General features: G+C 58.0%; 9 protein-coding genes. 6 read left to right on the top strand and 3 right to left on the bottom strand.

The annotated features are described in order from the left end of the window. Positions 1–367: 367 nt before the first annotated feature. The 5 genes from SCD_RS09650 (at position 368) to SCD_RS16875 (ending at position 7,563) form a co-directional block, all read left to right on the top strand. Positions 368–4,276 carry a YhdP family protein gene (locus tag SCD_RS09650; RefSeq protein WP_009204955.1) on the top strand — a complete coding sequence of 1,303 codons (3,909 nt, stop codon included), beginning with the start codon at positions 368–370 and terminating at the stop codon, positions 4,274–4,276. Positions 4,277–4,389: 113 nt separating this feature from the next. Continuing rightward, positions 4,390–5,274 carry a carbon-nitrogen hydrolase family protein gene (locus SCD_RS09645; RefSeq protein WP_009204954.1) on the top strand — a complete coding sequence of 295 codons (885 nt, stop codon included), beginning with the start codon at positions 4,390–4,392 and terminating at the stop codon, positions 5,272–5,274. A 13-nt stretch (positions 5,275–5,287) separates the two neighbouring features. Beyond that, the gene (gene tldD / locus SCD_RS09640) at positions 5,288–6,751 is read left to right on the top strand and encodes a metalloprotease TldD (RefSeq protein ID WP_009204953.1); all 1,464 of its coding nucleotides are present in this window, start codon (positions 5,288–5,290) and stop codon (positions 6,749–6,751) included. 29 nt (positions 6,752–6,780) lie between these two features. Further along, a complete protein-coding gene (locus tag SCD_RS09635) occupies positions 6,781–7,092 on the top strand; it encodes a hypothetical protein (protein ID WP_009204952.1) in 312 nt (103 codons plus the stop codon). A gap of 117 nt (positions 7,093–7,209) precedes the next feature. Further along, positions 7,210–7,563 (top strand): DUF2934 domain-containing protein, encoded by a 354-nt coding sequence (locus SCD_RS16875; protein WP_009204951.1) that lies wholly within the window; start codon positions 7,210–7,212, stop codon positions 7,561–7,563. On the opposite strand, the gene SCD_RS09625 is transcribed toward SCD_RS16875, so the two are convergent. Both SCD_RS09625 and SCD_RS09620 read right to left on the bottom strand, forming a co-directional pair. Next, positions 7,550–9,106, bottom strand: a complete 1,557-nt coding sequence (locus tag SCD_RS09625) for a bifunctional aminoglycoside phosphotransferase/ATP-binding protein (RefSeq protein WP_009204950.1) — start codon at positions 9,104–9,106, stop codon at positions 7,550–7,552. The genes SCD_RS16875 and SCD_RS09625 overlap by 14 nt on opposite strands. A 5-nt stretch (positions 9,107–9,111) precedes the next feature. Then, a complete protein-coding gene (locus tag SCD_RS09620) occupies positions 9,112–11,790 on the bottom strand; it encodes a bifunctional acetate--CoA ligase family protein/GNAT family N-acetyltransferase (RefSeq protein ID WP_009204949.1) in 2,679 nt (892 codons plus the stop codon). Positions 11,791–11,909: 119 nt separating this feature from the next. On the opposite strand from SCD_RS09620, the gene SCD_RS09615 reads away from it, so the two are divergent. After that, complete coding sequence (locus SCD_RS09615) at positions 11,910–12,833, top strand: histone deacetylase family protein (protein WP_009204948.1); 924 nt, start codon at positions 11,910–11,912, stop codon at positions 12,831–12,833. Positions 12,834–13,144: 311 nt separating this feature from the next. On the opposite strand, the gene SCD_RS09610 is transcribed toward SCD_RS09615, so the two are convergent. Continuing rightward, positions 13,145–13,897: a GAF domain-containing protein gene (locus tag SCD_RS09610; protein ID WP_009204947.1), complete on the bottom strand. Its 753-nt coding sequence runs from the start codon at positions 13,895–13,897 to the stop codon at positions 13,145–13,147. Between the last annotated feature and the right edge of the window lie 72 nt (positions 13,898–13,969).

Raw genomic sequence — 13,969 nt, 5'->3', positions numbered from 1 at the left:
CTGGATCTGGTTGGTAGCAAGCTCCAGGTCGCTTTCGAAGGAAGTAAGACAGAGGTTCGCAGGCAGTACATGTAGTACGCCAAGAGCCGACAACGCAGTATTCGTTCGTATTCAACTTGGAATAATTTGATAATGGCTGATTTGGGTGGTAAGTGCAATACAGTTTTCTGTACTTCATCAACACCGAATAAGGCACCTGGAATTTCAGGGTATTATTCTTTAAAACATGGGGATGGAAGGATAATGGGCGCGCATGGCGCACCTTATGCGGCTGACCAAATGGTAACGTGAAGAGATCCCCTTTGCCGGGGTATAATCTGCCGCAGGGACGATCAATAAGGCACTGCGGTTTTTTTGAATCTGGATCATGCATAAAACCTTGTGGCTATGGAGTTACCGAATTGCAATCGCGGCCCTGTTTCTGGCCGGGCTGGCGTTCGCCGCAACGGTGGTGGCATTGCGCTACTGGATCTTGCCCAATATCGGCCAATATCGCGAGGATATTGCCGCTTCCATTACCCGCGCAGCCGGACAACGCGTTGCGATTGGCGCGATCGATGCAAACTGGGAACGCTTGAGGCCGCACCTGGAGCTACGCGAAGTGCAGGTTTACGACCGGCAGGGACGTCCTGCGCTGGTGCTCCAGCAGGTTGATAGCACTCTGTCGTGGTGGACGTTGCTGGTCGGCGAGGTGCGCCTGCATTCTCTCGAAATCAGCGATCCCGTATTGAGTATTCGGCGCGATGCCGAAGGACACATCTTTATCGCGGGAATCGAGCTCAACCAGCCGGACAGTGACAGTGGATTCGCCGATTGGATGTTGCAGCAATCGCGTATCGTCATTCGCAACGCAGTGATCGAATGGCGTGACGAGAAGCGCCAGGCGCCGGCTTTGACCTTGAGCCGCGTCAACCTGCGCCTGGAGAGCAGCGGCAGTCGCCACCGCTTGGGTCTGCAGGCCGTTCCGCCTGCTGAACTGGCCGACCCGCTGGATATTCGTGCCGATTTGAAAGGTGAAAAAGTGGCCGAACTGGCCGCCTGGGAGGGCAAGGTTTATGCGAAGCTCAACCATGCCGACATCGCTGCCTGGCAGACTTGGCTACCCTTCCCATTCGAGCTGCAGCACGGTTATGGCGGTGTGCAGGCCTGGCTTGGGCTTAAGGCCGGGGGGGTCAGCGAGGTCACAGCGGACGTTCGTCTGAATGATGTGGCTGCCCGCCTTGCCACTGATTTACCCCCGCTCGATCTGCATAGCCTGAGCGGCCGCCTCGGCTGGCGGCCATTGCAGGCGGATGTTCGTTTTGTCGATTCGGCAGCCCGTTTTATTGGTGACCTGGCCGAGGCTGAACTCCAAAGTCTGCAAGGTCGTCTCGGAAGAAAACCGCTGCCGGGGGCATTCGAGTTCCGCGCGCAGCATCTGAGCCTGGCCGCGAAGAGTGGCGTCAACTTGCCGTCTACCGATTTGCTGGTGCGCTATATTCCGGCGCAAGGTAAAAAGCCCGCTACCGGGGAAATTCGCGCCAATGGCCTTTACCTGGAACCGCTGGTGAAATTGGCCGATGCGCTGCCGCTGTCACAGGAAGTGCGTGGCAATCTGACTGAAATCGCTCCCCAGGGCAGCTTCCACGACTTCAGTGTTAAATGGAGCGGTGACTGGAAAACGCCGCAGCGCTATACGGCCAAGGGTGGCTTTACCGGCTTGGGCATGAAGCCCCATGGAAAGCTGCCGGGTGTTTCCGGCCTGAGCGGCAACCTCGACGCCAACGAAAAATCCGGCACCCTGGCGCTGGATTCACACGGCGTGCGTGCGGACTTTCCCGGTCTGTTCCGCGAGCCGCTGGAGATGGATGCACTGACTGCGCAGATGAACTGGAAGAAACAGGAAAATAGTAATGGCCTGGATATTACCCTGACCAGTCTTTCTCTTGCCAACCGCCACCTGGCGGGCACGCTGTTCGGCAGCTACAAGATGAAAAGTGGTACACCGGGCATGATCGATCTCACCGGCCAGTTCACCCGCGGCGATGGGCGCCAGGTCGCCCGATACATCCCTCTCACGGTCGGCCAATCGACGCGCGACTGGCTCGATACGGCGCTGCTGGCCGGGCAGTCCAACGATGTGAGGCTGCGGCTGAAGGGCAATCTGGCCGATTTCCCCTTTGCCGACGGCAAGCACGGCCTGTTCGAGGTGGCCGGGAAGGTGACTCACGGCACGCTGGAATATGCGCCGGGGTGGCCAAAAATCGAGAATATCGTGGTGGATCTCTTGTTCCGTGGTGCGCGCATGGAAATCACCGCACATCAGGGTAATACCGATGACATGCAAATCAGCAAGACTCGCGTGGTGATCCCCGACCTGTTGAGCTGGGATGAAATTCTCGAAGTGGAGGGTGAGGCGCATGGACCGACCGGCGACATGATCAAGTTCATCGGCCATAGTCCGGTCAGTGCCATGATCGACGATTTTACCGAAGGCATGGGGGCATCGGGCAACGGAAATTTCAAGCTGAAGCTGGCTATCCCCTTGCGACGCAACAAGGATAGCCGGGTGGAGGGTAGTTATCAGTTCGTCAACAACCGTGTTTCTCTCGGCGCGGACTTGCCGGTTCTGGAACAGGTAAATGGGCGCCTGGATTTTACCGAAGCTTCGGTGGGGATTCCTCGAATTACGGCGCAGGTCGTGGGTGGTCCGGCCTCGATCAGTGGGGCGACCCAGAAGGATGGTGGCGTGCGCATCAATGCCCAGGGGCGCGCTACCGCTGCCGGAATACGCGGTTTGGCCGATCAGCCGATAACCCGTAGCTTGAGCGGAACTGCCGACTGGCGTGGAGTGATCTCGATCCGTAAAAAACAGGCTGATATGCTGCTCGAATCTTCGCTGGTCGGGCTGGCGGTTAATTTGCCTGCGCCTTTTGGCAAAACAGCAGCTGAGACGGTGCCGCTACGCTTTGAAAAGAAAATATCGGGTGCGAAGGAGGATCTGATTCAGCTCAATTATGGCAAAGCCCTTGCCGCGGTGCTGTCGCGTCGTCAAGAAAACGGAAAAACGACGATCGAGCGCGGTGCGGTTAATCTGGGCGCAACAGTGGTGCTGCCTCCGCAACCCGGTATCTGGTTGAGCGGTGAGCTTGCCTTGCTTGATCTCGATCATTGGCGTGGCATCCTCGGAACGTCGTCGGACAAAACGCAGTTGCCCGAGTTTGCCGGCCTCAATCTGAAATTTGGTGCTCTCGATGTGTTTGGCAAACGCTTTAACGATTTGCGTATTAGTGCCAAAATGCAGGAGAGCACCTGGCAGGCGAAGATAGAGAGCAGGGAACTTGCCGGCAATGTGCAATGGAATCCCGAGGCGCGCGGACGTCTGCAGGCGCGTCTGGATTATCTGACCATTCCCGATCCGGCTCCTGCGAAGCTGGGTGTTCCGTCGAAAGCGCCGCAGGAGAAGGAGTTGCCGGCACTGGATGTCATCGCGGAGAGTTTCTCGGCCAATCAGAAAAAGCTCGGCAAGCTCGAGTTACTGGCCGTACAGGAGGATGACGATTGGCGCATCGAGAAGTTGCGCATCAGCAACCCCGATGGCAATCTGCAGATGGATGGATTGTGGCAGGGTTGGCGACGCAGGCCGGTGACCAACGCCAATCTGCGTGTTGAAGCGCAGGATTTGGGCAAACTGCTGGCGCGGTTGGGTTATCCGGATGCAGTGAAGCGCGGAACAGCGAAGCTCGATGGTCATCTTTCCTGGGCGGGTAGCCCCCATAGTATCGATTTTCCGAGTTTGACTGGCAATCTGCAGTTGGAAGCAAAGAATGGTCAATTTCTCAAGGTCGAGCCGGGGGTGGGGAAACTGCTTGGCCTGCTCAGTCTTCAGTCGTTGCCACGGCGCCTGACGCTGGATTTTCGGGATATTTTCAGCGGAGGTTTCGCCTTCGACTCGATTTCCGGCAGTGCGCGCATCGACCACGGTGTAGCGCACACCGATGATTTCAGGCTGGAAGGCCCGGCGGCAAAAGTCCGGATGCAGGGTGAAACCGATCTTGCCAGGGAAACCCAGAACCTGAAGGTGAGAGTGGCTCCCCAGTTGGGAGAGGGCGTGTCCGTCGCAGGCGCATTTCTGGGCGGTCCCGTGGTCGGGATAGCTGCGTTGGTGGCGCAAAAATTGTTGCGGGACCCGATTGATCAAATCGCTGCCTACGAATACAGTATTAGCGGAACATGGGACAAACCCAATGTCGTTAAGATCGGTGGGAACGCGGCTGCCACTCCGGGGCAGCCGTGAGGGGTGAGGGGTGAGGAGAAAAGTCAAAAACGGTGCGGTGGGGAGTGACCTTCCGCCTCACCCCTCACCTTCTAACCCCTCACTGAATTAAGCAATGGATGAGAGGAAATAAAATGACAACAAAAGCCAAATCGAGCTTCGCCAGAACCAAGACTCGCACTGCAGTTGCACGTGCCAAACCACAGCCAGGCATTTGCCGTATCGCGGCCATCCAGATGGCTTCCGGCCCGAGCGTGGCGGCCAACCTTTCCGAGGCCGAGCGCCTGATCGGCATGGCCGCAGCGCAGGACGCCAAACTGGTCGTGCTGCCGGAGTTTTTTGCCATTATGGGAAAGAAGGAAAGCGACAAGGTGGCGGTGCGCGAAGCCGAGGGCAAGGGACCGATGCAGAAATTTCTCAGTGCCATGGCAAAGAAGCACAAGATATGGATCATAGGTGGTTCGGTGCCTTTGGAGGCGAGTGTGCCGTCCAAGGTGCGCAACAGCTGTCTGGTATACGACGACAAGGGAAAACAGGTGGCGCGCTACGACAAGATCCACCTGTTCGGCCTGGATCTCGGCAACGAGAAATATCGCGAAGAAAAAACCATCGAACCGGGCGACCAGGTAGTGGTGGTGGAAACTCCGTTCGGTCGAATCGGTCTATCGGTATGTTATGACCTGCGTTTTCCCGAACTTTACCGCGCCATGGGCGAGGTCGATATCATCGTCGTGCCCTCTGCCTTCACTGAAACCACCGGCAAGGCGCATTGGGAAACCCTGGTGCGTGCCCGCGCCATCGAGAACCTGGCTTATGTGGTGGCCGCGGCGCAGGGCGGCTATCATTTGTCCGGCCGCGAAACGCACGGCAACAGCATGATTGTCGATCCCTGGGGTGTAATCCTCGATCGTCTGCCGCGCGGTTCCGGGGTGGTGATTGCCAACATCAACCCGGCCTATCAGGCGAGCTTGCGCAAGAGCCTGCCTGCCCTGACACACCGAACCTTGAAAACTTGCTGAATTCTGAAAATTTATGAAAATTGAAACCGCTTCGTTCCAGTCCGACCCTCTGTTCGGTACCGCCCAGTCGACTCTGCTGACCCCTTACGGGTTGGATGTAGGAGATTTGCAGCAGGTGTTCGGCCGCATCATGACCCATCAGGTGGATTACGCCGACCTCTACTTTCAGTACACCCGCGCCGAGGGGTGGAGTCTGGAGGAAGGTCAGGTCAAGTCGGGCAGTTTCAGCATCGACCAGGGCGTGGGCGTGCGCGCCGTATCCGGCGAAAAGACCGCATTCGCCTATTCCGATGACATCAGCCTGCCAGCCTTGGCGGCTGCGGCCGAAACCACCCGTGCGATCGCCCGGCAGGGAGCGGAAAAATCGGTACCAGCGGTATATGGCGCGGCCAAGCCCCAGCTTTACCTGCCTCACGATCCGATTGCCAGTCTCAAGGACGCCGAAAAAGTGGCCCTGCTGGAAAGGCTGGAACGCCACGCTCGTGCGCTCGATAAGCGTGTCACCCAGGTCATGGCATCGCTGGCCGGCGAATACGAAGTGGTGCTGATTGCCCGTAACGACGGCTTGCTGGCAGCGGATGTGCGTCCTCTGGTCAGGGTTTCGCTGCAGGTAATCGTCGAGGATGGCGGTCGGCGTGAGCAGGGCAGCGCCGGCGGTGGCGGGCGTTTCGACTACACTTATTTCAGCGACGAGGTGCTGCAGGATTACGCGCAAAAGGCGGTGCATCAGGCGCTCATCAATCTCGACGCCAAGCCGGCTCCGGCGGGCACCATGACCGTGGTGCTGGGCTCCGGTTGGCCGGGCATCCTGCTGCACGAAGCGATTGGCCACGGACTGGAAGGGGATTTCAACCGCAAGGGCAGTTCCGCCTTCAGCGGCAAGATCGGCCAGCGCGTTGCGTCGGCTGGTGTGACCGTGGTGGACGATGGCACGATCGCCCGTCGCCGTGGTTCGCTCAACGTCGACGACGAAGGCAATCCGACCCAGTGCACGGTGCTGATCGAAAACGGCATCCTCAAGGGCTACATGCAGGACACGCTGAATGCCCGCTTGATGGGCATGGCTGTTACCGGTAACGCCCGGCGCGAATCCTTCGCACACATCCCGATGCCGCGTATGACCAACACCTACATGCTGAATGGAGACAAGGACCCGGCGGAAATCATCAAGTCGGTCAAGCATGGCCTGTACGCGGCCAATTTTGGCGGCGGTCAGGTGGATATCACCAGCGGCAAGTTTGTGTTCTCGGCGGCGGAAGCCTACATGATCGAGGATGGCAAGATCACCTACCCGGTCAAGGGCGCGACCCTGATCGGCAACGGGCCGGACGTGCTGACGCGGGTGTCGATGATCGGTAACGATATGGCGCTCGACCCGGGCGTGGGCACCTGCGGCAAGGACGGCCAGAGCGTGCCTGTGGGCGTGGGCCAGCCGACTCTGCGCATCGACGGTCTGACGGTGGGTGGAACGGCTTAAATGAGGGTTATTAGTCCGGAGTGCGGAGCATGAGGCAAGGTGTGCGCGTTGCTGCTGAGGTTATTGCGATCCTGTTTTCTGTGGGGGCAAGTGCGGCGTCACTGGCAGAAAAATTCCAGCCAGATGCACCATACTATTTCGAGAGTTTCGATCCGGCGATGAAACCGTGGGACCCCGGTCAGGACCTGAACTTCGAAGAAGTGTTCAAAAATTATGCTTACTACGAAATTATCTTCGACAAATCAGGCCAGGAGATTACGGTGAACCATTACATCCAGAACCGTAAGGAGCGCAGCAACCGATTTCTGATCCGACCTGACAGGGCACTCGAGGCAAAATAGGGAAAAATGCGCAGGTTTCATCATAATGTCATGAACATGTTCTACCCTTGAAAAATTAAGCTATACTTCGTTCAAAATTCGATATGAAATTATTCAAGATTTAACTGGAGAAAAAACATGGCTACCACTGAAAAGACCTCAAAGAAAACGACATCATCTAGCGCTGCAAAAACCACTGCCGCTACAAAAGCTGCCGTGAAGAAACCAGTTGCTGCCAAAGTAGCTGCGCCGAAGAAGGCTGTCGCGGCAGCACCGAAAAAGGCTGCTGCGCCGACAAAAGCCGCTGCGCCGAAAAAACCTGCAGCGAAGCGCGCAACGGTTGCCAAATCCACCGTCACGCCAGAGCAGCGCTATCGTATGGTTGCCGAGGCGGCTTATTACCACGCCGAGCGGCATGGGTTTCTGGGCAATTCGTTGCAGGACTGGATTGCGGCAGAAGCGGAAATTGAAGCGCTGCTCAGCAAGAAGTAGCCTTCATCAGGCGCTGCACAAGCGCCTGAATATTCTCTTTCTGTTCCGTATCCACGTCGATAGCCAAGGCCAGTTCGCTGGCGTCTAGCGGCTCGCTGTTGCGGAGCTGATTTTCCAGTACTGTGATATCCGCTTCCGAGGCATCTCGCCCTTGTTGCATGCGTTGCTTGACTCGTTCCCGCAGCAGGTTTTCGGGAGCAGTGACATCCAGAATGACGAAAGGAATGTTTAATTCCTGAGCCAGTTCATGGAAGGATGCACGCTCTCGTCGTTTCAGGAATGCCGCATCGACGATAGCTGAAAAGCCGGACTGGATAATTCCCCGCGCAACCTCCGTCAGTCGTCGGTAGGTGCGCTCATTGGCTTCCGGAGAGTAAATGCTTTCGCCAGTCCCTGCGCCGCTGCGCGCCTCCGGCTTGAGCCCATACAAGCGTTTTCTTTCTACATCGGAACGGACTCGGAACAAGCTTGTTGCTTCCAGCAACGATTGCGTGACCGTGGTTTTTCCGGCGCCGGACAGGCCGTGGGTGATGGTGAGCAAAGGTTGCAGGGGGCGAGCAAACTCTGTCGCCAGTTCGATGTGGTTTCGGTATTGCGCCCAGTGGCCGGCGGACAGTCTCTCCTGTCCGGCCTTGATGCAGGCCACCTTGGCACGCACCATGGCCCGGTACACCAGGTAGTAGCGCAGCACCTCAAGACCTTCGTAATCCCCGGTTTGCTCCAGGTAGGCATTGAGAAATCGGCGCGCCAGATCAGACCGTCCGCGGCCATGCAGATCCATGGTCAGAAAAGCCACCTCACTGATGACATCGATCCAGCGCAGGTTGTCGCTGAACTCGATGCAGTCGAAGGGAACCGCCTCCCCATCCAGTAGTGCCATGTTGCCGAGATGCAGGTCGCCATGGCACTCGCGGACAAAGCCCCGTGCCTTGCGCGCCGCAAGGGCGTCCCAACGGGCCAGATATTCCTGTTCGCTCCATCGCTCCAGTTCATCCAGGCGGATCAGGTCTTTTTTATCCCGCAGTCGCGGACGAATTTGCGCGAAATTTTCCACCATTGGCAGGTGAGTCCGCTCCGGCGTGCCAAAAGGACTCTTGTTGTCTGCGACTGCAGTTCGTCCATGGAAATCGACTATTTTGCGGGCAATGGCGTCTATCATTTCAGAGGTCAGTTCGCCGCGCAGCAATACTTGGTCGAGCAAACAAAACTGGGGAAAGCGCCGCATTTTAACGGCGTATTCGATAAGTGGACCGGGGCCGCTCAAGACAGGATGATCTGCGCTGCCGGCGATGGGAACGACCTCCAGGTAGAGATCTGGCGCCAGTCGCCGGTTTAGGCGCAGTTCTTCCGCACAATAGAAATGACGCTTTCCCAGGGTGCTGAAATCGAGAAAGCCGAGGTCGACCGCTTTCTTGATCTTGTAGGCGTAGTCGCCAGCCAGCAGTACCCATGAAATGTGGGTTTCAACCACCTCGACCGGTTCTCCGAGAACGTTGCGGAGCGCGGTAACCAGAATTTCCTGGCGGGCGAAGGTGGCATCCATCTGTTTTACAGGCTACGGGTCACCCGCTTGATGGCCGAGTCTTCCTCGCTGGTGGTGATGGCGAAGCCAAGCGTCCCAACCAGCTTGAGCATGTTGTGATTGCCCGCCAGTACTTCGCCTTCCATGGTTTTCAGACCCCGGGTGCGCGCCGCGTCCATCAGGCTGCCCATCAGCTTGTGGCCGATTGCCTTGTGCTGCCACTGGTCGCTTACCACCAGGGCGAATTCGCAGGATTCGCCATCTGGGTTGATGGCGTAGCGGCAGACGCCGATTTCCACTTCTTTGCCGTTTTCTTCGGTCACGGCAATCAGCGCCATTTCGCGGTCGTAGTCGATCTGCGTGAAGCGCGCCAGCATGGTTTGGGAGAGTTCCTGCAGGGTGTTCATGAAGCGGAAGTATTTGGCCTCGGCAGAGAGGTTGCGCACGAACTCCTGCACCATTTCGGCATCTTCCGGGCGGATTGGGCGGATGGTGATTTCCGTGCCGTCCGGCAACTGCCACTCGGTGACGAGGTGGGAAGGGTAGGGATAGATCGCCATATGAGCATAGCGGTCGCCGGAGACCGGGGCGAAATCCACCATCACGCGCGCATCCGCCGCCAACGCACCGTTTTCGTCGACGATTAGCGGGTTGATGTCCATCTCCTTCAGCCAGGGCAACTCGCACACCATCTCTGAAACGCGCAGTAGCAGGCTTTCCAGTGCCTCCCTCTGGATTGGCGGCATGTGGCGGAAGGCGCCGAGCAGTTTAGAGATGCGCGTGCCGGCAATCAGTTCGCGCACCAGAAAGCTGTTCAGGGGCGGCAACGCAACGGCGCGGTCTCCCAGTACTTCTACCGTGGTGCCGCCGGCACCGAAGGTGATCACCGGGCCGAATACCGGGTCGGAAGTGACGCCGAGCATCAACTCGCGGCCATTGGGCTTGACCACCATGGGCTGGATGGCGATGCCGTCGATGTGTGCCTCTGGCCGGTTTTTCTTTACTTCGGTGATGATGTCCTGATAGGCGGCACGCACTGCCGGCGCGTTCATCAGGTTGAGCTTGACACCGCCGGCATCAGATTTGTGCGTGATGTCGGGCGAGTTGACTTTCATTGCCACCGGGAAGCCGAGTTGCTGGGCCAGGAGCAGTGCCTCGCCGGGAGAGCGGGCGATGACGGTGCTCGCCACCGGGATGCGGAATGCGGCCAGCAAGGCCTTGGATTCCATTTCAGAGAGCACCTTGCGCCGTTCGGACAGCACGGTTTCAATCAGCATGCGTGCGCCTTCCACGTCCGGTTCGTCGCGGTGCGATAGCGGGCCGGGAGTCTGAGCCAGAAGGCGCTGGTTGCGGTAGAAGGCGGTGATGTAGGAGAAGGCCTCGACTGCAGATTCCGGCGTGCTGAAGGTGGGGATGCGTGCCTGGGCAAATGCGGCCCTTCCGGCCTTGATCTGGATGTCGCCCATCCAGCAGGTCAGCATGGGTTTCTTGAAGCGGCTGGCGATTTCGATCAACGTGTTGGCCACTGCCAGCGGGTTAGTCATCGCCTGGGGGGTGAGGATAACCAGCACGCCATCTACGTCTGAATCTTCCATGCAGATGGTGACTGCGTCGCGATAGCGTTCCGGCGTAGCGTCGCCGATGATGTCCACCGGATTGTTGTGCGACCAGGTGGCGGGCAGCACTTTATTCAGCGCTTCGATAGTCTGATCGGACAAGCTGGCAACAGTGACACCCAGGTCGACCGCATGGTCGATCGCCATCACGCCCGGCCCGCCGCCGTTGGTGACGATGGCCAGCCGGTTACCGCTGGAGCGGTGGGGAGAGGCAAGTGCCTTGGCGGCGGAAAACAGTTCGCCGATCGACATTACGCGCACTACGCCGGCGCGGCGCACGGCGGCGTCGAACACGTCGTCGGAGCCGACCAGTGCGCCGGTGTGCGACATTACCGCCTTCGAGCCGGCGGCATGGCGGCCAACCTTGACCACGAACACCGGCTTGGAGCGGGCGGCGGCGCGCAGGGCGCTCATGAAGCCGCGCGCCTTGTGGATGCCCTCGATGTAGATCAGGATGCTTTCGGTTTGCGGGTCTGATGCCAGATAGTCGAGAATTTCACCGAAATCCACGTCGGCCGAGGTGCCCATCGAAACCACGCTGGAGAATCCGATGTCGTTGGCTGGCGCCCAGTCCAGAATGGCGGTACAGAGCGCGCCCGATTGCGATACCAGCGCGAGCTTGCCGGGCTTGACGTTGCCCTTGAAGAAAGTGGCATTGAGACCGATGCCGGTGCGCATGATCCCCAGGCAGTTGGGGCCGATAATGCGCACGCCGTAAGTTCTGGCGTTGGCCAGCATGGTGCGTTCGATTTCGGCGCCACGGGCGCCGATTTCGCTGAAACCGGCGGACAGCACCACCGCAGCGCGCACGCCGTGCTTGCCGCAGGCTTCGATGACGTCGGGTACGGTAGCCGCATTGGTGCAGATCACCGCCAGTTCAACCGGTTTGCCGATGTCCTCGATCGAAGCGTAGGCTTTTTTCCCCTGTACCTTTTTGTGGTTCGGGTTGATCGGGTAAAGCGACCCCTTGAAGCCGCTTTCCAGCATGTTTTTGAATACGATGGCTCCCACCGAGTCGGCGCGGTCGCTGGCGCCGATGATCGCGACCGATTTGGGGGAGAAAAGGGTACTGAGGTAATGTTGTCCCATGGGCTTGCACTCGCTGTTGTTTAGGTTAAATATATAATTAAGGGAGATGATTGAGCGAATTCGGCGTGTTCAGTTTCTTTCTTCTATTTTAGTTGACGGCACGATTTTAGGTGTGACAATTGCATACTGCTTATATTACTCATCCGGATTGCCTCAAGCACGACATGGGGGCGGATCATCCGGAATGTCCGGCGCGACTTCGCGCCATCGAAGACCAGTTGATTGCTTCCGGGTTGCTGACCTTCCTTCAGCACCATGATGCGCCGCTGGCCACGTTCGAGCAACTGGCGCGGGTGCACAAGCCGCAATACATCGAAGCCGTGCAAGCCGCAGCGCCCCAGCATGGGCTGGTTTACCTCGATCCGGACACGGCGATGAACCCGTTCACGCTGAATGCGGCTCTGCGCGCTGCCGGCGCAGTAGTACTGGCGACTGATCTGGTGCTGGAGCGCAAGGTTGAGAATGCCTTTTGTGCCATCCGTCCGCCTGGCCACCATGCCGAATCGGGCCGCGCCATGGGCTTCTGCCTGTTTAATAATGTCGCCGTCGGCGTCGCCCACGCCATTGAGCACTATGGCCTGAAGCGCGTTGCCATTGCTGATTTTGACGTCCATCACGGCAACGGCACCGAGGAAATCTTCCACGATGATCCCCGCGTCATGCTGTGCTCAACTTTCCAGTCCCCTTTTTATCCCTACTGCGGTGCCGACAGCGGCAACGACCACATCATCAACGTGCCGCTGCCGGCAGGAACGGATGGTGCTGCGTTCCGTCAGGCGGTGAGCGAGCGCTGGCTGCCAGCACTGGAGCGCTTTCAGCCCGAAATGCTGTTCATCTCCGCCGGCTTCGACGCCCACTGGGAGGATGACATGGCGATGTTCAAACTGAAGGAAGCCGATTACGCCTGGGTGACGCAGCAGGTCAAAGATGTTGCAGAAAAGCATGCCCAAGGTCGGATTGTATCTGCGCTGGAGGGGGGGTATGAACTTCATGCCTTGGGCCGTAGCGTGGCGGCGCATATCAAGGTGCTGAGTGGACTGTAATCCCCTCCTGCTCAGGGCGTTGCCGCATGTTGGCCTTGGGCGGATTGCTCAATCAGCAATGGGCTTTCATGTGGGCTGCCGCCAGGTTCAATTGTCCAGATAATCCACCAGTTGTCTACTTGTCTGGCGCAGGATTCAGATAAGGAACGACGGAAACGTACCCTTTTTTATTTGCTCTGCATACGATTCAGATAATCTATCAATGCGAGGATGCGTCCGCGTATGAAAGAGTCCGGGCACATTTTGCTGCCCGGCAGGTAGGGGTATGCAGGAAAGTCAGGAAAGGCGAAGAATTTCAGGATTCACCGGCATCACGGTTTTTTTAGTCGCTTGCTGTGCTTGTGCAGGCTTTGAGTCAGCTCCGAGATGATTTCCGCGGCGGCTTTGATGATCTGGTTTGAGCCGAAACCGGCTTTGGTCATTTCGCGATAGAACGATTTGGCGACAATCTTCGCCATCTGATCCGGATTCTGAGAGGCGGTGAACAGGGCGTTGCCGAAGGTTTTATCTGCTCCGGCAGCAAGGGTGATCTGGGTGAACCGGGAATTCAGGATATTTTGCAGCTGGATGACCTGGATTGATCGGCCAATGAACAAGGCCACGATGTCGAGCAGATTGAGATCATTCAGGTTGAACGGGCGCGGATGCTTCGGGCTGTTGACGTTGACCACGCCGATGATCTTGCCGTTGATCAGGATCGGGGAGGAAATCATGCTCTTGCGCGGGTCGTGAAGCTGGCGAGCCACCTGCGCGAATTCCGATTGCGTGATGTCCTCGATCAGGAGCGACTTGCCGGTGGCGACGACATGCCCGGAAATGCCTTCTCCCTGTTTGACGGGGCTTTGGTAGGCGCTGGCTGGCAACTTTCCAAAGTTGGCGCAGACGCGCAGGCGCAACTCTTCGAATTCATCATCGTTCAACAGCATGATGGAGCAGTTTTCCGCGTTGAGGATCTTGGCCGCCATTGCCGCGAGCTGATAGAGATTCTCGTCCAGGGTGCCCTCGGATTCGAGGAAATTGGACAGGTCGAGCAGCTTGGCTAGCGGAGTCTCTTCATTGCCCATGGCCGTTTTCCGGTTGGTTAAATAGGATCAGACCCGACTAACTCCCTTGTCTGATCAAACGCATTAGCAACT

The organism is Sulfuricella denitrificans skB26, from assembly GCF_000297055.2.
Lineage (GTDB): Bacteria > Pseudomonadota > Gammaproteobacteria > Burkholderiales > Sulfuricellaceae > Sulfuricella > Sulfuricella denitrificans.
This window is presented reverse-complemented; position numbering and strand designations above follow the sequence as displayed.

What these genes read in the sequence shown, in the direction of transcription:
- SCD_RS09625 (WP_009204950.1), bottom strand. Translation starts at nt 9,106, where the DNA reads ATGGATGCCACCTTCGCCCGCCAGGAAATTCTGGTTACCGCGCTCCGC.
- SCD_RS09645 (WP_009204954.1), top strand. Translation starts at nt 4,390, where the DNA reads ATGACAACAAAAGCCAAATCGAGCTTCGCCAGAACCAAGACTCGCACT.
- SCD_RS09620 (WP_009204949.1), bottom strand. Translation starts at nt 11,790, where the DNA reads ATGGGACAACATTACCTCAGTACCCTTTTCTCCCCCAAATCGGTCGCG.
- SCD_RS09635 (WP_009204952.1), top strand. Translation starts at nt 6,781, where the DNA reads ATGAGGCAAGGTGTGCGCGTTGCTGCTGAGGTTATTGCGATCCTGTTT.
- SCD_RS09650 (WP_009204955.1), top strand. Translation starts at nt 368, where the DNA reads ATGCATAAAACCTTGTGGCTATGGAGTTACCGAATTGCAATCGCGGCC.
- tldD (WP_009204953.1), top strand. Translation starts at nt 5,288, where the DNA reads ATGAAAATTGAAACCGCTTCGTTCCAGTCCGACCCTCTGTTCGGTACC.
- SCD_RS09610 (WP_009204947.1), bottom strand. Translation starts at nt 13,897, where the DNA reads ATGGGCAATGAAGAGACTCCGCTAGCCAAGCTGCTCGACCTGTCCAAT.
- SCD_RS16875 (WP_009204951.1), top strand. Translation starts at nt 7,210, where the DNA reads ATGGCTACCACTGAAAAGACCTCAAAGAAAACGACATCATCTAGCGCT.